General features: G+C 43.3%; 14 protein-coding genes. 10 read left to right on the top strand and 4 right to left on the bottom strand.

Going from position 1 to position 26,618, the window contains the following annotated elements; all coding sequences use genetic code 11:
* Window positions 1–26: 26 nt before the first annotated feature.
* The 5 genes from N5O98_RS11620 (at window position 27) to N5O98_RS11600 (ending at window position 13,182) form a co-directional block, all read left to right on the top strand.
* Complete coding sequence (locus N5O98_RS11620; protein ID WP_269495695.1) at window positions 27–1,853, top strand: DUF4980 domain-containing protein; 1,827 nt, start codon at window positions 27–29, stop codon at window positions 1,851–1,853.
* A gap of 384 nt (window positions 1,854–2,237) precedes the next feature.
* On the top strand, window positions 2,238–3,407 hold the full coding sequence (locus N5O98_RS11615) for an MFS transporter (protein WP_004311737.1): 1,170 nt from the start codon (window positions 2,238–2,240) through the stop codon (window positions 3,405–3,407).
* A 35-nt stretch (window positions 3,408–3,442) separates the two neighbouring features.
* Window positions 3,443–4,330, top strand: coding sequence for a carbohydrate kinase family protein (locus tag N5O98_RS11610; RefSeq protein ID WP_004311736.1), 888 nt, complete (start codon window positions 3,443–3,445; stop codon window positions 4,328–4,330).
* Window positions 4,331–4,721: 391 nt separating this feature from the next.
* A complete protein-coding gene (locus N5O98_RS11605) occupies window positions 4,722–10,307 on the top strand; it encodes a carboxypeptidase-like regulatory domain-containing protein (protein WP_061448589.1) in 5,586 nt (1,861 codons plus the stop codon).
* A gap of 4 nt (window positions 10,308–10,311) precedes the next feature.
* Entirely contained in the window at window positions 10,312–13,182 is a 2,871-nt protein-coding gene (locus tag N5O98_RS11600) for a substrate-binding domain-containing protein (RefSeq protein WP_316928569.1), read from the top strand.
* Between the two features lie 141 nt (window positions 13,183–13,323).
* Here N5O98_RS11600 and N5O98_RS11595 read toward each other — a convergent pair whose 3' ends face one another.
* Window positions 13,324–14,619, bottom strand: coding sequence for an LruC domain-containing protein (locus N5O98_RS11595; RefSeq protein WP_004311733.1), 1,296 nt, complete (start codon window positions 14,617–14,619; stop codon window positions 13,324–13,326).
* A gap of 83 nt (window positions 14,620–14,702) precedes the next feature.
* Here N5O98_RS11595 and N5O98_RS11590 point away from each other — a divergent pair, with 83 nt between their 5' ends.
* The 4 genes from N5O98_RS11590 to N5O98_RS11575 all read left to right on the top strand — a co-directional run bounded on the left by N5O98_RS11590 (window position 14,703) and on the right by N5O98_RS11575 (window position 18,275).
* Complete coding sequence (locus N5O98_RS11590) at window positions 14,703–15,041, top strand: MGMT family protein (RefSeq protein ID WP_008774805.1); 339 nt, start codon at window positions 14,703–14,705, stop codon at window positions 15,039–15,041.
* Between the two features lie 299 nt (window positions 15,042–15,340).
* Window positions 15,341–16,567, top strand: a complete 1,227-nt coding sequence (locus N5O98_RS11585) for a quaternary amine ABC transporter ATP-binding protein (RefSeq protein WP_004311731.1) — start codon at window positions 15,341–15,343, stop codon at window positions 16,565–16,567.
* Window positions 16,564–17,388 (top strand): ABC transporter permease, encoded by an 825-nt coding sequence (locus tag N5O98_RS11580; protein WP_004311730.1) that lies wholly within the window; start codon window positions 16,564–16,566, stop codon window positions 17,386–17,388. The genes N5O98_RS11585 and N5O98_RS11580 overlap by 4 nt, the downstream gene beginning before the upstream one ends.
* Before the next feature lie 20 nt (window positions 17,389–17,408).
* The gene (locus tag N5O98_RS11575) at window positions 17,409–18,275 is read left to right on the top strand and encodes a glycine betaine ABC transporter substrate-binding protein (RefSeq protein WP_004311729.1); all 867 of its coding nucleotides are present in this window, start codon (window positions 17,409–17,411) and stop codon (window positions 18,273–18,275) included.
* A gap of 153 nt (window positions 18,276–18,428) precedes the next feature.
* Here N5O98_RS11575 and nifJ read toward each other — a convergent pair whose 3' ends face one another.
* Window positions 18,429–21,977, bottom strand: coding sequence for a pyruvate:ferredoxin (flavodoxin) oxidoreductase (gene nifJ, locus N5O98_RS11570; protein WP_004311728.1), 3,549 nt, complete (start codon window positions 21,975–21,977; stop codon window positions 18,429–18,431).
* Between the two features lie 32 nt (window positions 21,978–22,009).
* The gene (locus N5O98_RS11565) at window positions 22,010–23,188 is read right to left on the bottom strand and encodes an ATP-binding protein (protein ID WP_004311727.1); all 1,179 of its coding nucleotides are present in this window, start codon (window positions 23,186–23,188) and stop codon (window positions 22,010–22,012) included.
* Window positions 23,189–23,350: 162 nt separating this feature from the next.
* On the opposite strand from N5O98_RS11565, the gene N5O98_RS11560 reads away from it, so the two are divergent.
* The gene (locus tag N5O98_RS11560; RefSeq protein ID WP_004311726.1) at window positions 23,351–24,553 is read left to right on the top strand and encodes a hypothetical protein; all 1,203 of its coding nucleotides are present in this window, start codon (window positions 23,351–23,353) and stop codon (window positions 24,551–24,553) included.
* A gap of 10 nt (window positions 24,554–24,563) precedes the next feature.
* Here N5O98_RS11560 and N5O98_RS11555 read toward each other — a convergent pair whose 3' ends face one another.
* Window positions 24,564–26,120 (bottom strand): ATP-binding protein, encoded by a 1,557-nt coding sequence (locus N5O98_RS11555; RefSeq protein ID WP_004311725.1) that lies wholly within the window; start codon window positions 26,118–26,120, stop codon window positions 24,564–24,566.
* Between the last annotated feature and the right edge of the window lie 498 nt (window positions 26,121–26,618).

Genomic DNA, 26,618 nt, shown 5'->3' with positions numbered 1-26,618 from the left:
AATAATTAACTCTAATACCATCTGACATGAATGTATTATTCTCGTTTAAACAAGTACAGACCTTTTTGACAATTCTGGTTATGATGATTTTCTCATTTTCGGATGCTTCAGCCGATACTTCTTCTTTATTAATAAAAGATTTGGGTGAAGGACATTGCCTGGTACATATAAATACAAATCAACGTTATTTGCTTTTACCCGTAGAGGAGGTGATGCCTGATGTACGTGTCAGCATGATCGTTAATAATAAAGAGGTGAACGTTGCGGATGTTCGCCTGGCAGTGAACAGAGTGGACTATTTTGTTCCACTGGATCTTTCGGACTATGCAGGTAAAAACATATTATTGAAATTTAAATTAGGTTCGAATGATCCGATACGGGGTAAACTTTCCGCTGTTTGCTGCAAAGAAATGAAATTGTCCGACACGTTCGATACGGGCAATCGTGAAAAGTTCCGTCCTACTTATCACTTCTCACCTCTTTATGGATGGATGAACGATCCCAATGGGATGGTATATAAAGATGGTGAATATCACCTTTTCTACCAGCACAACCCTTATGGCTCCAAATGGGGCAATATGCATTGGGGACATGCAATCAGTAAAGACCTGATAAATTGGGAACATCGTCCCGATGCTATTACCCCTGATGCGCTTGGTACAATTTTCAGCGGTTCGGCCGTAGTAGATACTGATAATACTGCCGGATTCGGTGCGGGTGCTATTGTTGCAATTTATACGCAGAATAGTGATCGACAAGTACAAAGTATTGCGTATAGCACAGATAATGGACGTTCTTTTACAAAATATGAAAATAATCCGGTATTGACGTCTGATGCCCGTGATTTTCGCGATCCGAAAGTATTCTGGCATAAAGAGACTCAACGTTGGATTATGTTGTTGGCAGTAGGACAGGAAATGCAAATTTTCTCTTCTTCCAATCTGAAAGACTGGGCCTTTGAAAGTAGTTTCGGTGAAGGACAAGGTGCACATGGCGGTGTTTGGGAATGTCCTGATTTATTTGAACTTCCAGTAGACGGCACGAACGAAAAGAAATGGGTATTGCTTTGTAATTTGAATCCCGGAGGTCCTTTCGGAGGAAGTGCCACCCAATACTTTGTCGGAACGTTCAACGGAAAAGAATTTGTAAACGAATCACCCTCTAAAACCAAATGGATGGACTGGGGGAAAGACCATTATGCTACCGTGACTTGGAGCGATGCTCCCGACAACCGTCGCATCGCTATCGCATGGATGAGCAATTGGCAATATGCAAACGATGTTCCTACCTCTCAATACCGTAGTCCGAACTCTGTTCCTCGCGATTTGAGCCTATTCACCGTAGATGGCGAAACTTATCTTCACTCGGCTCCCTCTCCCGAACTGCTGAAACTGCGTGACATCTCCAAGAAACGCTCGTTCAAAGTGAACGGAACACGTACCATCAAAGACATGATTGCCGGCAATGAGGGTGCATACGAAATAGAACTGACTATCGAAAATCAACATGCGGATGTAATCGGCTTCCGTCTCTACAATGACAAAGGCGAAGAAGTGGATATGCAATATGACATGAAAGAAAAGAAATTCTCGATGGACCGCCGCAAGAGCGGGGAGGTTGGTTTCAATGAGAACTTCCCAATGTTGACCTGGACGACCATTGAAAGTGGAAAAGACGAATTGAAACTCCGTCTCTTTGTCGATAAATCCAGTGTGGAAGCCTTTGGTGATGGCGGACGTTTTGTGATGACTAATCAGGTATTCCCGTCGGAACCTTACACTCATATCGACTTTTACAGTAAAGGAGGAGCGTATAAAGTAGATTCGTTTGTGATCTACAAGTTGAAGAAATAAGCTCATTCTTCTTACTCTATGCGCTCTTTTCTCGTTTCTTTAGAGTAGAATACTTCTTTCCCTATAGACTAATACGTCTTTCCTTATGGAAGAGTACGTCTGTCCTAGTGGAGGAGTTCTACTAAAGTGCGGAGACACTTTCTTCAAAGCCACAGTTCTGTTAGTTCGTCACGGCCGTGACGAGATCCTCCCACGGCCGTGGTGAGAACTCTTCACAGCCGTGGGAAGAAGCTACCACGGCCGTGGTAACCCAACAAGACCGTAGCTTTAAAGTAACAAGGAACGGGAGATACATCAACTATATAAAGGACTGATGCATACATTGCCATAGGGTTATGTGCTCCGCCCTATGGAAACAGAATTCATCATATAAAAGATAAAATAATGGAAAACAGTAAAAACTCTTCCCTCTCCAAACTAATCCCGGTGATGCTTTGCTTCTTCGCCATGGGATTCGTTGACCTGGTAGGCATTGCCTCCAATTACGTAAAGGCAGATCTTGGTCTGTCGGACTCACAGGCGAATATCTTTCCATCACTGGTATTCTTCTGGTTCCTGATTTTTTCCGTACCCACCGGCATGCTGATGAGCCGCATTGGTCAGCAGAAAACCGTATTGCTTAGTTTGATTGTGACTTTCGCTTCTCTGTTGCTACCCGTTTTCGGCGACAGCTATATGCTGATGCTGATTTCCTTCTCCCTCCTGGGCATTGGAAATGCGTTGATGCAGACTTCTCTGAATCCGTTACTTTCCAATATCGTGCGTGGCGACCGCCTGGCGAGTAGCCTGACTTTCGGTCAGTTTGTGAAAGCCATAGCTTCTTTTCTGGCACCTTACATCGCCATGTGGGGAGCGACACAGGCCATTCCGACTTTCGATCTAGGCTGGCGCATCCTGTTCCCTATTTATATGATTGTGGCCGTCATCGCTATTCTTCTACTCAATGTCACACAAATTGAAGAGGAAAAAGAAGAGGGCAAACCGTCTACTTTCGGACAATGTATCGCCCTGCTTGGCAAACCGTTTATTCTGCTTTGTTTCATTGGCATCATGTGTCATGTCGGCATTGACGTAGGTACGAATACTACCGCCCCGAAGATTTTGATGGAGCGCATCGGCATGGGATTGGATGATGCTGCTTTTGCAACCAGTCTTTATTTTATTTTCCGTACGGCAGGTTGCTTTCTGGGTTCTTTCATCTTGCGTAAGATGTCTCCGAAATCTTTCTTCGGCATTAGTGTGGTGATGATGTTGATTGCCATGATCGGTTTGTTTATCTTCCATGAAAAGGCAATTATCTATGCTTGCATCGCTTTGATTGGTTTCGGCAACTCCAATGTATTTTCCGTCATCTTCTCGCAGGCATTGCTTTATCTGCCGGGTAAGAAAAACGAAGTTTCCGGCTTGATGATTATGGGACTTTTCGGCGGGACGGTGTTTCCGTTGGCAATGGGAGTGGCTTCGGATACTTCCATGGGACAGAATGGTGCTATCGCCGTAATGACGGTGGGCGTGCTTTATCTTTTGTATTATACGTTCCGTATCAGAAAATAATTTTATAACTTTGGAAACAATAAAACCTGTATATCATGAATAATATAATTGTAGGAATGGGCGAAGCACTTTGGGATGTGTTGCCCGAAGGAAAGAAAATCGGTGGTGCTCCGGCAAACTTTGCCTATCATGTATCACAGTTTGGTTTTGACAGTCGTGTAGTGAGTGCCGTAGGCAGGGATGAACTGGGAGAAGAAATTCTGAAAGTATTCAACGAGAAGAAGTTGAAGATGCAGATTGAACAGGTAGACTATCCTACCGGTACGGTGCAGGTGACGCTCGATGACGAGGGCGTGCCTTGTTACGAAATCAAAGAGGGCGTGGCGTGGGATAACATTCCCTTTACGGATGAACTGAAACGTTTGGCCTTGAGCACACGTGCTGTTTGCTTCGGTTCGCTGGCTCAACGTAATGACGTGAGCCGTGCCACTATCAATCGCTTTCTGGATACGATGCCTGATATAGACGGACAGCTCAAGATATTTGATATCAATCTCCGCCAGGATTTCTACTCAAAAGAGGTATTGCGTGAATCGTTCCGCCGCTGCAACGTCCTGAAGATAAACGACGAAGAACTGGTGACTATCAGCCGTATGTTTGGTTATCCCGGTATCGATTTGCAGGATAAATGCTGGATTCTGTTGGCAAAATACAACCTGAAGATGCTGATTCTCACTTGTGGAATCAATGGCAGCTATGTGTTCACTCCGGGCGTTGTCTCTTTCCAGGAGACGCCCAAAGTACCGGTTGCCGACACAGTGGGTGCAGGCGATTCTTTTACGGCTGCTTTCTGTGCTTCCATTCTCAATGGAAAACCGGTGCCCGAAGCGCATAAACTGGCTGTCGAGGTTTCTGCTTATGTCTGCACACAGAGCGGTGCGATGCCCGAACTTCCGCAGGTTTTGAAAGATAGACTGATGTAATTCTTTTATTGATAGTAAGCATAGAGGTATATTTCATTTCGTGGGGGTGTACCTCTTGTTTTTTGTACGTACGAAAGATACAGGCATAAAAAAAGGAGCAACGCCTTGCTCCAATCTTTGTTAACCTTAAATCTAATACTATGAAAAACACATTGCAAAGATACGGACTTCTGTCAACTTTGCAAATAATCCAAATAAAAAGAGATGTTTTATAACATCAATTAAGTGTTTGTATCACGCTTTATACGTTTGTTAATGGTTTCCTGGGTAAGTATGGGGACTATTTTTACTTTTTTTCAGAGGATAAGATTGCGAATAATCGGGTGATTTATAGCATACTCACAGTTTTATTTTCTATTTTTGTTCTCAATCTATCTATTTATCGAATGCCATGAACACAATGCTATGCCAGCTAAAGAGCCTGTTGTTATTGGGAGTCCTGCTTTTTGCCAATGGAGCATTCGGACAACCGATGCTCTGGGACGATGCCTCTTCCGAAACGATCGTTTTCGAACTGACCAACAAAGAGGCCTTGAAACTTCTCAAAGGCAAACTCCGACAGAAACAGTGGAAAAAAATACAGCAGACTCCTTTTGCCCGTTTCACGGAAACTTGGAACAACCCTCCGGTCAAAGGGCATTTTCTGCTGGCTGATGTAGAGCGGAACGAAGTTCATTACCGTTATGCTCCGGTGATTCCTTTTCATGTTTTCCTTTTCAAGGAGTATGGTGTACTTACCTTGCAGGTGGTTGATGCCGGGGAAACAATCAGGAAAGATGCCAAAGTGCGGGTAGGCAGCAAGGTTGTTTATTACGATGAAGACAGTCAGACATATACTGACGATAACTGGTCCCAGAAAGAACAGCACATTTTGACGGTTGAAGTGGATAAGTTTCGTGCGGTATTCGATTTGAGGAAACACCTTGTACCACCCTGGTATAAAAATGATTATGACCGGCAAGATGCACCGGAGTTTTATAGTTACCTGATTACTGACAAGAATAAATACAGACCGGGCGAAACTGTCCGTTTCAAGTCTTATGCTCTCTCCGAACATAAACGTCCTCTGAAACAGGAACTTTCATTGTGGATGCGTGTCGGTTCTTCCTGGCGTGACTATAAGAAGATAATGTCCGTCGTCCCTTACCATCCGGGAGGCTTCGCCGGAGAATTCCTGTTGGCGGATTCATTGAACCTGAAGCTCGATCAGAGATATACCGTACAGCTTCGTGATAAGCGGGGACGCATCGTAGCCTCCACCAATTTCAAATATGAAGACTACGAACTGAACGGAAACAAGTTGTTGGTGAAGCTGGCTTCGAATGTGCAATATGCATCGCAGAGTAACCGCATGGATATCAGTGCAACGGATGCCAACGGACTTCCTTTGCGGGAGGTGAATGTAGAAGTGACTGTCGGCAGACAGCAGGTACTGAAGTCGTATGCGCAGATACTTTCTTTGCCCGATACACTGATGTCCGTGCAGGCGGAACTGGATGCTTCCGGGAAAGCTTCGGTAGATATTCCTGCTCGGATATTCGGAGCTTCCGATTGCTTCTATACGGTGAATGTAGTTTTGCTTACGGCAGACAATAACCGTTTGGAGCAGCAGAGCAAAGCGACTTTCTACTATTCGTGCTATGATATGCAGTGCACTACGCAGGCGGATACTATTTGCTTTTCATTCTTCGACCTGGGAGTGGAGCGTCCTGTGGCGGCCGAACTGACCTATGGTGAAAAGAAAGAAGTGAAGAAAGTGCGTTTGCCCTATCGCGAACCGTTCAATCAGGCGGTGACGGACTATCGTTTCAAAATACCGGAAACAGGATATGAAACGACGATTGCTTCCGCCGCACTTGACTCCAAACTGGAACTGAATGGCGGCATAGAAAAAGATTCGTTTTGTGTCTCCCTTTCCAATCCTTTGCAGCTGGAACTTTCCTGGTATGTGTATCAAGGCAACCGCCTGTTGCAGAAAGGTTCGGGAAAAGAGATGGAACACAAATCCGGAGAGATTGATCCCTCTTCCGTCTATTACGTAGAAGTATTTTATTTCATGGGGGATAAGGAATGTATGTTGAAACGCTCGTACACTTCACCTTCCGAACGGCTGGTGATTGAATCTGATTTGCCGGAACGAGTGTATCCCGGTCAGAAAGTGAAAACAAAATTGAACGTGACCAATATACAAGGGCGTCCGGTATCCAACGTCGATCTGACAGCTTTTGCGGTCAACACGCAGCTGGATTATCACGTACCCGATTTACCCTATTACGGGAGTGCACCCCGTCCGCGCGAGCAACGTGCTTCCTACTCAATGAAGCAAAAAGGGTATCTACATACCGGCACATTGGATTATCAGCATTGGAACCAGTTGCTTCATTTGGATAAGTTGCCTTATTATCAGTTTGCTTATCCTTCGGGAAATCTGTTCCGTCAGACGGTTGATACACCGGATGGAACCACCCAGTTTGCTCCTTATGTGATGCTGAACGGGCGGGCGGTGAATATCTATGTGATTGAGCAGAACGATGTTCCCTGCTATTTTTCGTGGACGGAACAGCCTAAGCAGTATTCTTTTCCTGTATTGCATCCGTCGGGAAAGCAGAAGATAATGTTGCGAATGCACGACAGGGCTTTCATCATTGATTCTCTGGCTTTCGACCGGGGCAAGAAAACGATTTTAAGTTTCGATATGAATCAGTTGCCGCAAGGAGTGGAAGTAGTCTGGTTGCGGCAGAGGAAAGGGAAATATGATGAGTATAAGTTTACTTCGGAAGAGAAGAAGCGTTATGAACGGTATCTTTGCCGTCTTCCAGTGATGGATGGGGCGGTATATACTTCGCTCAAACATAATGGAAAGCTGTTTCCGGTTTCACTCATGGAGCTGTCGCGCTACAAGAAAAAGATATTGGCAGGTCCTGTGGAGCCGGGACCTTGGAAATATATGAATGGTGTGTTGTATCGGCATGAGGGAGGTTTCTCTTATGAATTCGAGGGCAATGTGGTTTATAAATATAAGGATGAGGAACTGTGCCCGGCTTATCTGAATTTTTCGTCTGTGGCAAAGATTCCGACTTTGAATGATTACCATTTATCACCGGAAAGATTCCGTAGTCTGGTGGCCGAACTTCGCAAGGGAAAGAGTTGGCATCCCACCCGGATTTATTTCTCCCTGCCGGATAAGACGTTGAATTTCCGGCTTCCGGAAGAAAAAGATTCTACCGGAGTGGCTAACTTGCTCTTTAAAGACTGCACTACCGGAGAACTGGTTTATCCGGATACTTTGGTGCAAATGAATAGAATATATTCCAAGTTTCCTGCCGGAACGTATGATGCGATTTTGCTTTATAACAATGGAAAGTATCTGAAACATGATGCTCTGACGATACAATCATATACCTATCTGGATGTAGATATGGAATCTCTGCCTCTACACGAACGCGATTCGTTGTCAGCAGGGTGGCTCTTGCTGGGAAGAGGAATTGGCAGGATCGGTACAAACTTTCCTGGTCACAGGGAAATGAGGATCAGGCAGTATGTACGCAATTACGGCGGTAAAGTCTCCGGTTATGTGACGGATGCTACCGGAGAGCCTTTAATCGGGTGCAGCGTGGTGGTGAAAGGAACGACGGAGGGAACGATCACCGACATGGACGGATATTTCGAAATGGATTGTGACAGGGGAGGGGATCAGCTTTTGTTTAGTTATGTCGGCTTTAAACAGCAGGAGATGAGAGCAACTCCCGGAGCCAATCTGTTGGTTACTTTGGAAGAAGATAGTCAGGCGCTGGAGGAAGTGGTCGTTGTAGGATACGGCATGCGTTCAAGAACTTCGTTGACGGGGTCTGTTGCCGGATTAATGGTAGGTTCTTCTTCTTCTGCTGCTGCAACCGCACCTTTGGAGAAACTGGAAGAGCAAGATCAGAAAGCAAAAGAAGAAGCGGATAACGAACAGTTGTATAATGAACTGATGCAATTGAATGGCTTACGTAGGAATTTTTCGGATGTGGCTTTCTGGCAGCCTCGTTTGTTTACGGATAAAACCGGAACGGTACAGTTTGAAACAACTTTCCCCGATAATGTGACGAAATGGGAAACTGTCGTTTATGGCATGAACCGTCGTTTGCAGACGGGTACTTTCCGACGTTCCATCCGCTCTTACAAACCGTTGATGGCGGAGTTGAAAACTCCCCGCTTCTTGGTGGAGGGGGATCAGAGTACGGTGGTCGGGACTATCCGCAATTATCTGGATGGGCAGCACATAGCCGGAAAGACACAGTTCTGCGTCGGAACGGATACGTTGAAACGGCAGGAAGTGAGTTTCATGGAGGGATTTCATGAAACAGTGCCGATGCAGGCAGTTCATGCCGATAGCGTGACCATCAGCTATCTTTTCACTCGCGACGATGGCTATCAGGATGAAGAGGAATATACGATTCCGATACTGCCACAGGGAACTGAATTGGCGGAGGGCACATTGGGTATTCTGTCCGATGCAAAGACGGTCAAAGTGCAATCCGGCGAGGATGAAGAAGTGATGGTGAGTATCACTGACAATCAGTTGGACATCTATAAAGAATCAGTGAATTACTTGACAGGATACAAATATTTGTGCAATGAGCAGCTGGCATCCAAGTTAATCGGTTTGTTGGCTTACCAACAGTATATGCAGAGTAAGGGTGAAAAGGTGAAAGTAGATAAAGCAATTCGACCTATCATCCATCGACTGACGAATCATCAGAACAAACATCAGTTATGGTCGTGGTGGGGGAACTCTGAAAATACTTCTTTCTGGATGTCTGCGCATATTCTGCGGGCTTTGAAGATGGCGCAAGATGCAGGTTATCCTGTGGAGTTGAATCTGAATGGTTTGAAAGTGGAGTATGCTCATACGCGTCCTTATCGAGGAATGAAACTGGAAGATATAGAAATACTTCATGCTCTGCATGAGTGGAAAGTAGAGGCGGATTATTCTTCGGCAATCAGATTATTGGAACCTTTCGTCCGGCAATTGGAACAGAAAGAAGACTCGTTGGCAAATAGAAACAAGTATTATCGTCCTCTTTCATACTTGAAAGAGAAGCTGCTTCTCTGGGAAATCAAGCAACAGGTGGATTCGGTGAATGTGGGTGATAGCGTACGTCCTTATCTGAAAAAGGATATGCTGGAAGGTGTTTACTGTGACGACGGACGGCGTACTTATTATTGGGAGGGAAATCAGATGATAAATACATTGATAGCCTACCGGATTATTAAAAATGACCCTTCCCTGTGTAAGTTGAAAGAAAATATGCAATTGTATATTTTGCGGACTAAGGAGCGCGGATGGAATACGTATCAGGCTTCTTCGGCTGTGGCAACTGTTCTGACCGATTTGCTGGCAGGTTCCGGAGGGATGTCAGGAACGTCGGTGTCTGTGAGCGGTAAGGATCATCAACGAATTATGGAATTTCCTTATCATGCCCGGCTGACAGCAGGCGACAGTCTGCTTATTTCAAAAACGGGAAAAGAGCCTTTATTGTATAGTGTCTATTCAATGAAGCGTGTGATGAATGCTCGTCAGAGTGATGCTTTCAAGGTGGAGGTGACTTTGGAAAAAGACTCTTTGGTGGCGGGTGTACCTGTTACATTGACAGTTACCTTGCAGGTGAAACAGGAGGGTGCGCAATATGTGATGCTCGAAGTTCCTGTTCCGGCAGGTTGTAGTTATGCCTCAAAACCTGTTAATTTCTCCCGTTCTGAAGTATATCGTGAGTATTTTAAAGAGAAAACTGTTATCTTTAGCGAAAAATTACCGGTAGGTACTTATCAGTTTACGGTTCCTTTGCTTCCACGCTTTACTGGAAAATATACGCTGAACCCTGTGAAAGTGGAACTGATGTATTTCCCGGTGGTGAATGCAAATAATGCGGGGAGAGAAATTTGGATTACAGAAAGAAATACAAAAGATATACGAAAGAAAGGGAATGATTGAAGCGATGAAATATACGAAGTGGATAACAGTCTTGTTTTGTCTTTTGGGCTTGGCGGCCTGTCGGCAGGATGCGCCTCGTTTCCGTATTGGGGTGGCCCAATGTAGCGATGACTCTTGGAGGCACAAGATGAATGATGAGATTCTTCGCGAAGCGATGTTTTATGATGGAGTGTCGGTTGAAATCCGCTCGGCGGCGGATGATAACCGTAAGCAGGCGGAAGATGTTCATTATTTTATAGATAAAGGAGTTGATTTACTGATAATTTCCGCCAATGAAGCGGCTCCCATGACTCCAATTGTGGAGGAGGCCTATCAGAAAGGAATACCTGTCATTCTTGTAGACCGGAAGATACTTTCTGATAAATATACTGCCTATATCGGTGCCGATAATTATGAAATAGGTCGTGCGGTAGGAAATTATATCGCATCAAGTCTGAAAGGGAAAGGGAATGTAGTGGAGCTTACCGGACTGAGTGGTTCCACCCCTGCCATGGAACGCCATCAGGGATTTATGGCTGCTATCAGCAATTATCCGGATATCAAACTGATTGATAAAGCGGATGCTGCCTGGGAACGTGAACCGGCAGAAGTGGAAATGGATAGTATGCTTCGCCGTCATCCGAAGATTGATGCGGTATATGCACATAACGACCGTATCGCTCCGGGAGCCTATCAAGCTGCGAAGAAAGCCGGACGTGAAAAGGAAATGATTTTTGTTGGCATTGATGCCCTGCCCGGCAAAGGAAACGGGCTTGAATTGGTGCTTGACAATGTGCTCGATGCAACTTTTATTTATCCGACTAATGGGGACAAAGTGATGCAACTGGCCATGAATATTCTTGAGAAGAAGTCTTATCCTCGCGAAACGGTCATGAATACTGCCGTTGTAGACCGCACGAACGCGCACGTTATGCAACTTCAGACTACCCATATCTCGGAACTGGATCAGAAGATTGAAACATTGAACGGACGTATCGGTGGGTATCTGTCGCGTGTAGCTACGCAGCAGGTCGTGATGTATGGCGGCTTGGTTATTCTTTTATTAGTAGCGGGATTGTTGTTGGTAGTCTATAAATCCCTCCGTTCCAAGAATCGCCTGAATAAAGAGTTGTCCGAACAGAAGAAACAAGTAGAGCAACAGCGCGATAAACTCGAAGAGCAACGGGATATTCTTGAAGAACAGCGTGACAAACTCGAAGAACAGCGGGATCAGCTTATCCAGCTTTCTCATCAACTGGAAGAAGCGACTCATGCCAAGCTGGTTTTCTTCACAAATATATCTCACGATTTTCGTACTCCACTGACATTAGTTGCCGACCCGGTAGAGCATTTACTGGCTGATTCGTCTTTGAGTGAAGATCAGCGCCGAATGTTATTGTTAGTTCAGCGAAACGTGAATATCCTCTTGCGTCTTGTCAATCAGATTCTGGATTTTCGTAAATACGAGAATGGAAAAATGGAATATACTCCTATTTCGTTAGACATTCTTTCTTCTTTTGAGGGATGGAACGAGTCTTTCATGGCAGCAGCCCGGAAGAAACATATTCATTTCTCATTCGATTATATGCCGGATACGGATTACCGCACATTGGCAGATGTAGAAAAGTTGGAACGCATCTATTTCAACCTCCTTTCCAACGCTTTCAAATTTACTCCGGAGAATGGAAAAGTAACTGTACGCTTATCTTCCCTGACTAAAGACGATCATTGTTGGATTCGCTTTACTGTTGCCAATACCGGCTCAATGATTTCTGCGGAGCATATCCGGAATATTTTCGACCGTTTCTATAAGATAGATATGCACCATGCCGGTTCGGGTATTGGACTGGCATTGGTAAAGGCTTTTGTGGAATTGCATAAAGGTACCATCACAGTGGAAAGTGATGAAAAGCAAGGAACTATCTTTACCGTTGATTTGCCTGTACAGACTTGCGAGACTGTTGTTTCTGAAAACTCTCCGGCATTCTCTGTCCCTGCTACTTCTGTAACCTCCACCGATGCTGCAACCTCTGCCGTTGCTGGGGCTCCCGTAACTCCTGCAACTTCTGGTTATTCCGGTTCTTCGAGCTTGAATGATGCTTTAACTTACGAAGAAGAGGAATTGGAAAAAAGTTACGACTCTTCCAAACCTTGCGTTCTGATTATTGATGATAACGCTGATATTCGCTTATATGTGCATGGATTGCTTCACACTGATTATACTGTTATAGAAGCTGCATACGGCTCGGAAGGTATTCGTAAAGCTATGAAATATGTCCCGGACTTGATTATCTCCGATGTAATGATGCCCGGAATGGATGGAATTGAATGTTGTCGTCGCTTGAAAAGCGAATTACAAACCTGTCATATTCCTGTTATCCTATTGACAGCTTGTTCTTTGGATGAACAACGAATTCAAGGGTATGATGGTGGTGCAGATTCTTATATCTCCAAGCCTTTCAGTTCGCAATTACTATTGGCACGCGTTCGTAATCTGATAGATTCACACCGCCGCCTGAAACAGTTTTTTGGTGACGGACAAACGTTGGCGAAAGAGGATGTCTGTGATATGGATAAAGACTTTGTGGAAAAATTCAAAGCTCTGATTGAGGCAAAGATGGGAGATTCAAATTTGAATGTAGAAGATTTGGGTAAGGATATGGGATTAAGTCGTGTGCAACTTTACCGCAAGATTAAATCTCTGACTAATTATTCTCCGAATGAACTGCTTCGTATAGCTCGTTTGAAGAAAGCTGCTTCTCTGCTTGCCTCGTCGGATATGACAGTGGCAGAGATCGGTTATGAAGTTGGTTTTAGTTCTCCTTCTTATTTTACTAAATGTTATAGAGAACAGTTTGGAGAGAGTCCGACAGATTTGTTGAAGAGGAAAGGATAGGATAGAATCTGCAAAATTTGGTGGTGAGCATTTATCTGTTTATACTTCTATGGAATTCATATGATAAAAATAAGAGGTAAGGAAATCTATTGACATACCTTACCTCTTATTTAATTCAGTATATGATTTACTGTATATTTATTAATTCATAATCAACTTATTCGTTTTTGGCTTATTCCACCATCTTTGGTTCTCTTGACCTCCCGATGTTACCCATTGTTCAAAGTCTGGATATGCTTCCAAGAAGTTTACTTCTTCTCTGGCATGATGTAAAGATGCAGGTACTTTTAATCCCCATATAAAGTTGTCTTCATTTACATAACTTTCGTTGCTGTTATAATAAACCGGGCTATAACCTTTTAAGTGGATTTCTTGTCCTTTATTAGTTTTTGCAATATAAAAGTCCATTTTACTGTCTTGTAGGCTTTTAACGTTAACAGGTGAGTTGAACACCAAGTAAATGGCCATCATTTTTTTAGGCTTTGTTTTTTCATTTACCTCCGTATTATAATACTTGTATCCGTTAGGAATGGCCGGTTTCTTTAGTGAAATAATCAATTCCCCTTTTGGGCCTTTTAGGATTTTGATATTTTCAGCCTCTTCAGGATTGTTACGCTCAAGATACATTTGAGTTTCTTCTAAATCAAGTTCATTATATTGTACTTCTGCCAAGCGGATATAAGGATTGTAGTCATATATACCTCCTATAGCTCTGATTTGGAATCCTATCATTAAGTATTCTGCATAACATTGATTGTGACTCCAATAAAAACCGTCAATTTGGAAATTATACCATGCAACAAAATCATTAAAATCATAATCGCCTAAAGCTGGATACATATCTTCGAACATAATAGTTCCGTTGCCATATCCCGGATAATTGAAGATGTTGTTCGTTTCAACTTCTTTATTAGCTCTTGTGGTAACTCTGGATAATGCCGTAGCGTTAGCAGGTACTACTATGGAAATAGTACCATTACTTTCAACAGGAACAGTTTGTATTTCAGAGCCATTACCATATTTTACATACACATTTTTTATATATGCAGGAATTTCAATTGGGAGTTCCAATTTTGATGTGTTGGCATCGACATCCATTCGAAGCATCAAAGCCTCTTCATTGCAATTTTCTTCTAGAAATACAGAAATAGTAGCAGTTGATTGACTGGCAATTTTCACTTTGGCATTTTGAGAACCTTTCCAGTCGAAATCGGCAGGTACTTCCAAGTCAGTCATCTTCTTTTCTTTCTCGGGTTGTTTACTTTCATCATAAAGGTTCTTCTCACAGGAGCTGAAAGCCAGTGCTCCCAATAAACAAGAAGCGAACAGGATAGTTTTCTTTTTCATAACAGCAGTGCTTGTTTTGTTAATAATAGGGTTGCTTTTAATGGGTACAAAGGTCGGGATTATTTGTAAATAAAGCAAATAAAGTTGCATATTTTATTTGAAATGCTTTTATTATTTGCAAATTCTTTTCTTTTTATCTAGTTTTGGAACTGAAATAAAGTAATGTTTGAGTGATGAAAGATTATAAAGTAGATAAGGCGAGCCTTTCCGCATCCTTTTGTCAAGAGGTGTATCAGGTTGTCCGAGAAATTCCGGTAGGTAAAGTTTCTACCTATGGGGGAATTGCCGCATTATTGGGAATGTCTCAATGTTTCCGTATGGTGGGGCGTGCTTTGAAACAGATTCCGGATGATTTATCTGCGCCTTGTCATCGGGTTGTCAATGCGTCGGGACGGCTTGTTCCGGGTTGGACAGAGCAGAAACAACTCTTGTTGGAAGAAGGGATCTCTTTCAAACAAAATGGATGCGTAGACTTGAAAAAGCATCTTTGGAATTACTCCGTACCTGAATGAAATTTGCATATTTAATCTATTTTCCTTACCTTTGTGCCAACAATATGCAAGAACAGACTGTTATTTATTTATGAAAATACTGTTTTCTACTGTTCATTAAGAGGATAATCTTATCAAATTCTATTCCTTTTAAACTACTCTGTCTGTTTTTTTTTAACCATTTAAAAAACGTCGGACCGTCATGTTATCATGTGACATGACTGAACCATGCGAACATTCAACTTGTTTATCGTAAGTGAGAATAAGGAATGCGGCAGTTGAAAACAAAACAAATATTATAATCTAAACCAATATATTATATGAGTAAAATAGAAATAAAGGATTTGTACCTTATCTTTGGTAACGAGAAGCAGAAAGCCCTCAAGATGTTGAAAAAAGATAAGAGTAAAGAGGAAATTCTGAAAGATACCGGTTGTACGGTAGGAGTGAAAGATGCCAATCTTTCAATTAATGAAGGAGAGTTTTTCGTGATAATGGGACTCTCGGGAAGTGGAAAATCGACATTACTGCGTTGTATCAATCGTCTGATACGTCCTACTACCGGGCAAGTGCTTGTAAACGGAGTAGATATATCTAAAATTTCCGAAAAAGAATTATTGCAGGTTCGTCGGAAAGAGCTGGCGATGGTTTTCCAGAATTTCGGTCTGTTACCTCACCGTTCCGTATTGAGCAATATCGCGTTCGGCCTCGAACTTCAGGGAGTGAAGAAAGAGGAACGTGAGAAGAAAGCGATGGAAAGCATGAAGCTTGTCGGATTGAAAGGATATGAAAATCAGATGGTGGGCGAGCTTTCCGGTGGAATGCAACAGCGTGTCGGACTGGCCCGCGCTCTGGCTAATAATCCCGAAGTACTTCTAATGGATGAGGCTTTCTCTGCGCTCGATCCTCTGATTCGTGTGCAAATGCAGGATGAACTGCTGGCTTTGCAGTCGAAGATGAAAAAAACAATTGTCTTTATTACCCATGACTTGAGTGAAGCGATTAAACTGGGCGACCGTATTGCTATTATGAAAGACGGAGAGGTGGTGCAGGTAGGTACTTCAGAAGAAATACTGACCGAACCGGCTAACGATTATGTAGCCCGTTTTGTTGAAAACGTGGACAGGAGTAAAATTATTACCGCTTCTTCTTTAATGATTGACAAACCACTGGTGGCCCGTCTGAAGAAAGAGGGACCTGAAGTATTGATTCGTAAGATGCGTGCGAAGAATATCACCGTATTACCTGTCATAGACGCCGATGATAAACTGGTCGGAGAAGTACGTCTGAACGACCTGCTTAAGTTACGTAGCAGACAGGAAAAATCCATTGAAACGATTGTGCGTACCGAAGTACATTCTGTATTGGAGGATACAGTGTTGGAGGATATACTTCCTTTAATGACAAAGAGCAATTCGCCGGTATGGGTGATTGATGAGACGCATGAGTTTTTAGGAACAATCCCGCTTTCCTCCTTAATCATCGAAGTGACGGGGAAAGATAAAGAAGAAATAAACGAAATAATTCAAAACGCAATAGATTTATGATAAATATAGGACAATATATAGAGACGGTCATCAATTGGATGATGGTACATTTTTCCACTTTCTTTGATGCCATAAATGCAGGCATCGGTAGTTTTATTATAGGATTCCAACACGTACTTTTTGGAATACCTTTTTATATAACCATTCTAGTGCTTGCTGCACTCGCATGGATGAAGGCAGGACGTGGTACGGCAATTTTCACCGCATTGGGATTATTACTGATTTATGGAATGGGATTTTGGGAGGCTACTATGCAAACCCTGGCTCTTGTTTTTTCATCTACCTGTCTGGCCCTGATTGTTGGTGTACCTTTAGGAGTGTGGACGGCAAACAGTCCGCGTGCAGAGAAAATACTTCGTCCTGTTCTCGACTTGATGCAGACGATGCCTGCTTTTGTTTATCTGATTCCTGCCGTTTTATTTTTCGGATTGGGAGCAGTGCCAGGAGTGTTTGCCACCATTATCTTTGCTATGCCTCCTGTGGTCCGCCTTACCGGATTGGGAATACGGCAAGTTCCTAAAAATGTAGTGGAAGCTTCCCGTTCGTTCGGAGCTACCCGTTGGCAGTTATTGTATAAAGTGCAGCTTCCTTTGGCGTTGCCCACTATCCTGACTGGTGTCAACCAGACAATAATGATGTCGCTTTCTATGGTTGTCATTGCTGCCATGATTGCTGCCGGTGGTCTGGGAGAAATTGTATTGAAAGGTATTACCCAAATGAAAATCGGACTTGGGTTTGAAGGTGGTATAGCAGTTGTTATTTTAGCTATTATCTTAGACCGTATCACACAAGGAATGGCAGGACGAAAAAATAAGAACTAAACGGAAAGGATAAAATACGTATGAGAATATATAAAATAGTAGGAATAGTATTGTCAGCTATGCTTTTGCTAGCTTCCTGTACTAATTCAGGCTTAGAGAAAAAGAAAGTAAAAATAGCCTATGCCAATTGGCTGGAAGGTATTGCCATGAGTCATTTGGCCAAGGTGGTATTGGAAGAGCATGGATATGAGGTTGAATTGCAAAATGCTGATCTTGCCCCTATTTTTGTATCTATGTCAGGAAAGAAATCTGATGTCTTTCTGGATGCATGGTTACCAATAACGATGAAAGATTATATGGATCAGTATGGAGACAGCATCGAATTTTTGGGGGAGGTATATGGAGAAGCCCGTGTAGGACTGGTTGTTCCTCAATATGTTACGATCCAGTCTATTAGTGAGCTGGAAGCTAATAAAGACCGTTTCTCTTCTGAAATAGTAGGAATTGATGCGGGAGCAGGGATAATGAAGACGACCGATAAGGCCATTGCTGCTTACGGACTTGATGGGTATACCCTCATGACTTCAAGTAGTTCCACCATGCTGGCTTCTTTGAAAAAAGCGATGGACAAAGGAGAATGGATTGTCATTACGGGGTGGACACCGCATTGGATGTTCGACCAGTTTGACTTGAAATTCTTGGATGATCCGAAGAAAGTATATGGAGACTTGGAAGAAATACATGCTATTGCATGGAAAGGATTCAGTGAGAAAGATCCGTTTGCTGCCGAATTCTTTGGCAACATTAAACTAACGACAGAAGAACTTAGCTCTTTTATGACAGCTATGAAGGATGCCCGGATGGATGAAGAAGAAATAGCCCGCAAATGGAGGGATGAACATCGGCAGTTGGTGGATAGTTGGATTCCGAAGTCTGAGAATAAATAGATTGGAGCATTGTTATTCTTAATTTTAAATATAAAATAGACATGAACTCTAGTGGGAAAAAGGGAGTATTGTTTATGTTAGACAGAGTTCATACAATAAAAAAAACGGTAATCTTCTACAAGATTACCGTTTTATATTTATAGGGTATTACTATTATTCAGCACCCCAGTTTTCTCTAGCCAAACGTTTGTAGCTGTTGTAACGCCATTTAGCGTTTTCTTCAGCAGCTTTAAACAGTTCTTCAGCTTCAGCAGGATATTGTTTCATTACAGAAGCGTAACGAACTTCACCCTTCAAGAAACCTTGGAAATCTTCCCAGTTCGGTTCTTTGCTATCCAATTGGAATGGGTTCTTGCCTTCTTCTTCCAAAGCCGGGTTGTAACGCCACAAGTGCCAGTAACCGCACTTAACAGCTTTTTCTTCTTCTTCCTGGCTCTTACCCATACCTGCTTTCAGACCGTGGTTGATACATGGAGCGTAAGCGATAATCAAAGATGGTCCCGGATATGCTTCAGCTTCACGGATAGCTTTCAGAGTTTGAGCTTGGTCAGCACCCATAGCGATCTGTGCAACATATACATAACCGTAAGTAGTAGCCATCAGACCGAGGTCTTTCTTACGTACGCGCTTACCAGCAGCAGCGAACTTAGCGATAGCACCTACCGGAGTAGCTTTAGAAGACTGACCACCTGTGTTAGAGTAAACTTCAGTATCCAGAACGAGGATGTTAACGTCCTTACCGGAAGCGATTACATGGTCAAGACCACCGTAACCGATATCGTAAGAAGCACCGTCACCACCAATGATCCACTGGCTGCGTTTTACAAGATATTGTTGCAGTTCAGCGATTTGTTTGCAGTGGTTACATTTATCCTTGTTAGCTTCAACAACCGGAATGATCTTAGCAGCCAATTCCTTAGTCTTGTCCGCATCCAGCATATTGTTGATCCATTCAGCGAACAGTTCTTTTACTTCAGCAGGAGTGCAATCAGCAGCAATAGCCTCGTTCATCACTTTCACGAGACGAGCACGCATCTTTTCGTTAGCCAGTTCCATACCCAAACCGAATTCACAGAAGTCTTCGAACAGTGAGTTAGCCCAAGCAGGACCGTGTCCGTTTTCGTTTGTAGTATACGGAGTAGAAGGAACAGAACCAGAGTAGATAGAAGAACATCCGGTAGCGTTAGCAACCATTTCACGGTCACCGAACAATTGAGAAATCAATTTCACGTATGGAGTTTCACCACAACCAGAGCAAGCGCCGGAGAACTCAAACAACGGAGTAGCGAACTGTGAGTTCTTCACGTTAGCCTTGATATCAACAAGATGTTGTTTAGTCTTCACGTTTTCAGCACAGTAAGTCCAGTTTTCAGCTTGAGCCAATTGGCTTTCGAGGTGTTTCATTGTCAATGCTTTGCCACCCTTCTTCGGATTACCCGGACAGATGTCAGCACAGTTACCGCAACCCAGACAGTCGAGAACGTCCACCTGGATACGGAATGTCATACCGTCGAATGCTTTACCTACAGCTTTCAGTTGTTCGAACTTAGCACCCTTCTGCTCTTCAGCGTCGAGTACGAACGGACGGATAGAAGCGTGAGGACAAACGTATGCACACTTGTTACACTGGATACAGTTTTCCGGATTCCATTCAGGAACGAATGCAGCTACACCACGTTTTTCGTATTTAGCAGTACCTTGATACCAAGTACCGTCTTCGATACCCTTGAATGCAGATACCGGCAACAAGTCACCGTCTTGTGCATTGATCGGACGAACTACTTCGTTGATGAATGCAGGATCGTTGTTTTCAGCTTTTGCGTCATCCGGAAGGTTAGCCCAAGCAGGATCAACAGCCAAAGTCTTGTATTCACCACCACGGTCAACGGCAGCATAGTTCTTGTTAACAACGTCTTCACCCTTCTTGCCGTAAGACTTAACGATGAATTTCTTCATCTGCTCAACAGCTTGTTCTACAGGAATAACGCCTGTGATACGGAAGAATGCAGATTGAAGGATTGTGTTGGTACGGTTACCCAAACCAATTTCCAGTGCAATCTGTGTTGCGTTGATATAGTATACAGAAATGTTGTTCTGTGCAAAATATTTCTTAACCTTGTTAGGCAGGTTCTTAGCCAGTTCTTCACCTTCCCAGATTGTGTTCAGCAAGAAAGAACCGTTCTTACGCAAACCACGAGTTACATCGTACATGTGCAGGTAAGCCTGAACGTGACAAGCAACGAAGTTCGGAGTGTTTACCAAATAAGTAGAACGGATCGGATTATCACCGAAACGCAAGTGAGAACAAGTGAAGCCACCTGACTTCTTAGAGTCATAAGAGAAGTAAGCCTGGCAGTGTTTGTCAGTGTTATCACCGATAATCTTTACAGAGTTCTTGTTAGCACCTACTGTACCGTCAGCACCCAAACCGTAGAATTTAGCTTCGAACATACCTTCGCCGCCTAAAGCGATTTCTTCTTTTTGAGGAAGAGAAGTGAAAGTAACGTCGTCTACGATACCGATAGTGAAGTGGTTCTTCGGCATTGGCATAGCCAAGTTTTCGAATACTGAAAGGATTTGAGCAGGAGTAGTATCTTTTGAACCCAAACCGTAGCGACCGCCAACGATAACCGGAGCATTTTCTGCACCGTAGAAGCAGTCTTTAACGTCAAGGTAAAGAGGTTCGCCGTTAGCACCCGGTTCTTTAGTACGGTCAAGAACTGCGATAGTTTTAGCAGTCTTAGGTACAGCAGCCAAGAAGTGTTTAGCAGAGAACGGACGATACAGGTGTACGGCAACCATACCCACTTTTTCGCCGTTTGCTACCAGGTAGTCGATAGCTTCGCGGGCAGCTTCTGTTACAGAACCCATAGCGATAATTACGCGTTCTGCATCTTCTGCACCATAGTAATCGAACAAACCGTATTTACGACCTGTGATCTTAGAAATTTCATTCATGTATTCTTCTACGATAGCAGGAACTGCTTCATAGTAGTTGTTGCATGATTCACGATGTTGGAAGAAATGGTCAGGATTTTCAGCCATACCACGAGCTACCGGTTTCATCGGGTTCAGTGCGCGGGCACGGAATTCAGCCAAAGCTTTCTGGTCGATCAGCGGAGCAAGATCATCATTTTCCAACATTTCAATCTTTTGGATTTCGTGAGATGTACGGAAACCATCGAAGAAGTTCATGAACGGAACGCGAGATTTGATGGTAGCCAAGTGAGCAACACCAGCCAAATCCATAACTTCCTGTACAGAGCCTTCAGCCAACATAGCAAAGCCAGTCTGACGAGCTGACATTACGTCTTGGTGGTCACCGAAGATACACAATGCGTGAGAAGCCAATGTACGAGCAGATACATGGAATACGCAAGGCAAGAACTCACCGGCAATTTTGTACATGTTAGGGATCATCAGGAGAAGCCCCTGGGAAGCAGTGTAAGTAGTAGTCAACGCACCAGCCTGAAGAGAACCGTGAACTGCACCGGCAGCACCACCTTCAGATTGCATTTCCTGTACTAATACTGTTTCGCCGAAGATGTTCTTACGTCCTGCGGCAGCCCATTCGTCTACGTACTCAGCCATAGTCGAAGAAGGAGTGATGGGGTAGATAGCTGCTACTTCAGAGAACATATACGAGATATGCGCTGCAGCCTGGTTACCATCACAAGTGATGAATTTCTTCTGTTTAGTCATAACTAAATTAAATATTTAAGTAAATAAATCTTTTAATATAAAAAGCCGAACATCCAGAGAGGTATCTGGTTGCCCCGACCTATTTCAGCCTTATGCAACGCGTACGTTACATTCGGATTGTTCTTGATCTTTGCGCCTTCCTGGCAAATTTTGAACGGCATTACTTCGTCTACCATAAAAGAGACGTTTTTATCTCCTTTATGTACCTTATGGTCTTTCCATAAAGAATTTGCAAAGAATGTGTCGAGCACATCTTGCTCTTCCACTTTCACCGGATAGATGGAATACATCAGGTTGGAGTTGTGCATCATTATCTTCGAAGGTTTTTTAGGGAATTCTTCCCCTTTCGGATAAACCAGATTAATGAGTCGCGCATCTGCCAGATACTTGATATAGTTCATCACCGTGGCGCGAGATGTCTGTATGTCGCTTGCCAGTTGGCTCACATTTGGAGCCTTCGGCCCATCGACAGCGAGCAAATATAGCAATTTTTTTATCTTTGAAAGATATTTCAGTTCAATTTGTTTGATGAGAAGTATATCTACTTCCACCATCATGTTCATCGTTTTCAGCAGATTCTCCGAAAAGTTACGTTTTTCAAGGAAGAACGGATAGAATCCGTGGTGCAGGTAATCCTGAAAATAGTCCAACGGACGAACTTTGGAGAGTACTCCTTTGGCAATCTGTTCGTGAGTGCTAAGAATTTCTTCGAGGCTATATGCCCTGAATTTCATGCCTGTTTGCAAGTTTAAGAATTCACGGAAAGAGAATCCACGCAGGTTATAGCTCTTGGCGATATCACGTAATTCAAGATTTTCTTCTTTCAGTCGCATCACGGACGAGCCGGTGAAGACAATTTTCAGGTTAGGAAAACGGTCGTAACACATGCGTAACTCTTTGCTCCATTCAGGATGTTTGAACACCTGGTCGATCAACAATACTTTTCCGCCACGTTTCTGAAATTCGTTGGCGAAGTCTACAATGCTGTGGCCCGAGAAATAGAAGTTGTTCATGTTGATGAACAGACAGGAACGGTCGTTCCCGAATTTCTCTTTGGCGTATTGGAGAAGGAAAGTGGTTTTTCCTACGCCACGTGTCCCTTTGATACCAATCAGGCGGTCGCTCCAGTCGATCTCGTCCATAAGATCGCGGCGAACGGGGGCATTGGTGTGCTCAACGAGGTAGGCGTGTGTGCGGTAGAATGATTCCATTTCAGTTCTTTGTTTTTCGGGTGGCAAATATACTGCTTTTTTTAGGATTTGCAAAGTAGAGATGGCAAAATTGTGTGTTTAATTCCAACTTTCTGTTTATTGTAGTCATTCCTGACTATTTCCTGTATATATTTGCAGAATAAAGTTTTGAATTCATTTGAAATGACAAAAAAGGCTCTTTATATATTCAATCCGGAACATGACTTGGCGTTGGCTAGCGGTGAAACAAATTATATGGCTCCGGCTTCTGCCAGACGTATGGCTTCCGAGTTGGCTTTGCTTCCGATGTGGTATGCAGAGGAGGGGAGTGCTGTATTAGCTCCTTCCGCTTATAATCTCGGCTATGTGAAGAAGATACAGGAATTATTAGGACTTTCGGTTGATTTGATGACAGAGCCGGAACTTGCTATTGAACCGAATTTGGATATTCGTCCTTGGGGATGGGATGTAGCTTTGCGGAAACGGCTTTCAGGGCTGGGCATGGATGAAGCCCTGCTTCCTTCTATGGAGCAATTAGACGGTTTGCGGGAATACTCCCATCGTTCTAAAGCCGTCTCATTGCTTCCGGAATTACAACTGAATGAATATTTCTGCGGAGAATCTTATTATTTGAAGACACAAGAAGAATGGAAAACCTTTGTGGAAGAACGGGAATGCTGCCTGTTGAAAGCTCCGCTTTCGGGAAGCGGTAAAGGCTTGAACTGGTGTAAAGGCATATTTACTCCTTTTATATCCGGTTGGTGTACGCGTGTGGCTGCTTCGCAGGGTGGAATCATTGCGGAACCTATATATAATAAGGTAGAGGACTTTGCCATGGAGTTTTATTCCGATGGTACAGGTGAAGTGACATTTATGGGATATTCCCTCTTCCATACCGGAAAGAGTGGAATGTATGAAGGGAATCGTTTGCTTTCTAATGAGGCAATCTGGAAACAACTTTCGCAATATGTCCCTTCAAAGGTTCTGACGGATTTGGAAAACTGTTTGAAATACAGACTTTCTGCGTTGGTAGGAACCGTTTATAAAGGTTATCTTGGAGTTGATATGATGATTTGTCGGTTTCCGGAAAATGAAAAGCCGTTTTTTCGGATTCATCCCTGTGTGGAAATTAATCTGCGCATGAATATGGGAGTTGTTGCGCGTTTTTTATATGACCGTTATGTACGTTCTGATTCAACAGGGCGTTTTGTGATTGATTATCATCCTTCGGAAGGTGAAGCCTTGCAGGAACATGAACGAATGTCCGCAACTTATCCGTTGGAAATCAGGGAAGGTAGAGTGTACTCCGGTTATTTACCTTTGGTTCATGTTCATAGGAGAAGTTGTTATCGGGCGTGGATATGGGTAACTCCTGATAATATTTAACTTTATCTGTTCACACCAGCCAGCGACTGATATTGCGTTTTTCCGCACTGAACTCTACCCCGATCTTTATCACTTCACGTCCGTCTGCCTGATACGGTATCAGATAGCCTTTATCGTCGATCTGCTTCAATGCCGCTTCTGCTGTGTCATGCAGCTTGAATTCGAAGACATAGATATATTTAGGTGTTTTCACTACGGCATCTGCACGACCGCGGGCGCTGCGTACTTCGGCATCGGTGAACTGTCCCATAAGTTTGAAAACAATATAGAAAACTACTTGGTAGTGACGCTCTGTCTGCTCGTTCAATTCGTAGTTGAAATCGGCAAAGAAGGCTTGCAGACGGGTAAGAAAGGCATCGTAGTCTCCACTCTCCAATTCATTGACGAACTTGCCGATGTAAAACCCTTGATCATTATTCTTCACTCCAGTATAGAACGGTACCAGGAAATCCATGAAACCGTAACGCACCTCATCGTTGGGAAATTCCAACAGGTAGTTGCGGAAACGTTCATCATAAGCTTTTATCGTCAGATATCCACTTTGGTAAATCAACGGAATCGGGTTATTGGAATCTACACGATATTCGGAGAACATGGAAGACGGTGCTTCGATCCCGTCAAGCAAAGTACGCAGGTCGTATTCGGTTTCTTGCAGCATCTCGACGAGGAAAGTCGGTGTGCCGGTCTGGAACCAGTAATTGTCGAACACTTTTGATTTCAGGACATTCAGTACACTGAACGGGTTGAAGATACCTACTGAATTAATGCAAAAATGATAGCCATCGTAGAGACGTGTCATTCGTTGTACCGCGTCATCATAAGAAATGGAATTATTGGCTGCCAGTATCTTGATTTCCGGCTGGAAGGTATCCAATAATTCTTGAAGAGTGATGCCGCAAAGGGTTCCGTAATCGGGCCATAAAGTGATGTCCTGCAATTGGTTGAGGTCACTGAATACACTTACTTGTGAGAATTTCGTTACTCCTGTGAGGAAGACGAAACGTAGGTAGCGGTCGGCACTTTTCAATACTCCGTAAAAGGCTTTCAGAGTTTTACGGTATTCATCCAGTAAGACATCATTACCTAAAGCTTGCAATAGAGGTTTGTCGTATTCGTCTACCAGAACTACGACGCTGCTACCGGTTTGTTCGTAGGCACGACGGATGACGCCGGAGAAACGACCGGAAAGAGTGTTCTCGTCTATTCCTTTGCCATATTGGATTTCCCATAAGGTGAGTTGACGGCTGAGGATATCATAAAGTCTTTCTGGGGAATCGTACTTCTCGGCATTTAAATCCAGATGCAGCACAGGATGCTTTTCCCATTTCGTTTCCAGTTTTTCAATGGCAAGCCCTTCGAAGAGTTCTTTCTTTCCTTCAAAGTAGGCTTCAAAGGTAGAGAGAAGAAGACTTTTACCAAAACGGCGTGGACGACTCAGGAAGTATGGAGTAGATGTATAAGCTATTTTCCATACAAGCTCTGTTTTATCTACATATAGATAATCGCCCTTACGAAGTTTCTCAAAGGTCTGTATCCCGATAGGGAGTTTACGAAGCAGGTCATTCATTGTTATTTTCCTTTTAGTGGTTCAAAGATAATCATTATTTTCGTAATATTTCGTTTTCAATATCTCAAAGAACGGGCGTTATAATTTTGTTTAACTGGAAAATTATCATTTAGCTCATTCTTGCACGGTTTTCACCACAGAGGACACGGAGGACACAGAGGTGAATTTGTTTTATGACTTACGGTTGTGACCCTAATTTTAATGCGTAATCCTCCTCTATAAAGTTGAAAAAACATGAAAACATCTGCCACCTGCAACCAAACGCATGTAATACAGTAGTTAATAAGTAGTTAGAACGTGGCAGATACCTGCGACAGATAGGTTGCAGATAAAGTATCTGCAACACAGTATAAACCTTACATAAACTAATTCTCCATGAGTGCAAAAGTTTATTGTATACATTAACTTCCCGTTTCCAGGCGGGGAACTGTCGTTTCCGGCATTAGAAATTACAGTTTCCACGGCAGGAAACGAGAGTTTCTAAGGCGGGACACTACA

It is taken from the genome of Bacteroides sp. LFL-34, from assembly GCF_027257075.1.
Taxonomy (GTDB): domain Bacteria; phylum Bacteroidota; class Bacteroidia; order Bacteroidales; family Bacteroidaceae; genus Bacteroides; species Bacteroides ovatus.
This window is presented reverse-complemented; position numbering and strand designations above follow the sequence as displayed.

What these genes read in the sequence shown, in the direction of transcription:
- N5O98_RS11620 (WP_269495695.1), top strand. Translation starts at nt 27, where the DNA reads ATGAATGTATTATTCTCGTTTAAACAAGTACAGACCTTTTTGACAATT.
- N5O98_RS11615 (WP_004311737.1), top strand. Translation starts at nt 2,238, where the DNA reads ATGGAAAACAGTAAAAACTCTTCCCTCTCCAAACTAATCCCGGTGATG.
- N5O98_RS11610 (WP_004311736.1), top strand. Translation starts at nt 3,443, where the DNA reads ATGAATAATATAATTGTAGGAATGGGCGAAGCACTTTGGGATGTGTTG.
- N5O98_RS11605 (WP_061448589.1), top strand. Translation starts at nt 4,722, where the DNA reads ATGAACACAATGCTATGCCAGCTAAAGAGCCTGTTGTTATTGGGAGTC.
- N5O98_RS11600 (WP_316928569.1), top strand. Translation starts at nt 10,312, where the DNA reads ATGAAATATACGAAGTGGATAACAGTCTTGTTTTGTCTTTTGGGCTTG.
- N5O98_RS11595 (WP_004311733.1), bottom strand. Translation starts at nt 14,619, where the DNA reads ATGCAACTTTATTTGCTTTATTTACAAATAATCCCGACCTTTGTACCC.
- N5O98_RS11590 (WP_008774805.1), top strand. Translation starts at nt 14,703, where the DNA reads ATGAAAGATTATAAAGTAGATAAGGCGAGCCTTTCCGCATCCTTTTGT.
- N5O98_RS11585 (WP_004311731.1), top strand. Translation starts at nt 15,341, where the DNA reads ATGAGTAAAATAGAAATAAAGGATTTGTACCTTATCTTTGGTAACGAG.
- N5O98_RS11580 (WP_004311730.1), top strand. Translation starts at nt 16,564, where the DNA reads ATGATAAATATAGGACAATATATAGAGACGGTCATCAATTGGATGATG.
- N5O98_RS11575 (WP_004311729.1), top strand. Translation starts at nt 17,409, where the DNA reads ATGAGAATATATAAAATAGTAGGAATAGTATTGTCAGCTATGCTTTTG.
- nifJ (WP_004311728.1), bottom strand. Translation starts at nt 21,977, where the DNA reads ATGACTAAACAGAAGAAATTCATCACTTGTGATGGTAACCAGGCTGCA.
- N5O98_RS11565 (WP_004311727.1), bottom strand. Translation starts at nt 23,188, where the DNA reads ATGGAATCATTCTACCGCACACACGCCTACCTCGTTGAGCACACCAAT.
- N5O98_RS11560 (WP_004311726.1), top strand. Translation starts at nt 23,351, where the DNA reads ATGACAAAAAAGGCTCTTTATATATTCAATCCGGAACATGACTTGGCG.
- N5O98_RS11555 (WP_004311725.1), bottom strand. Translation starts at nt 26,120, where the DNA reads ATGAATGACCTGCTTCGTAAACTCCCTATCGGGATACAGACCTTTGAG.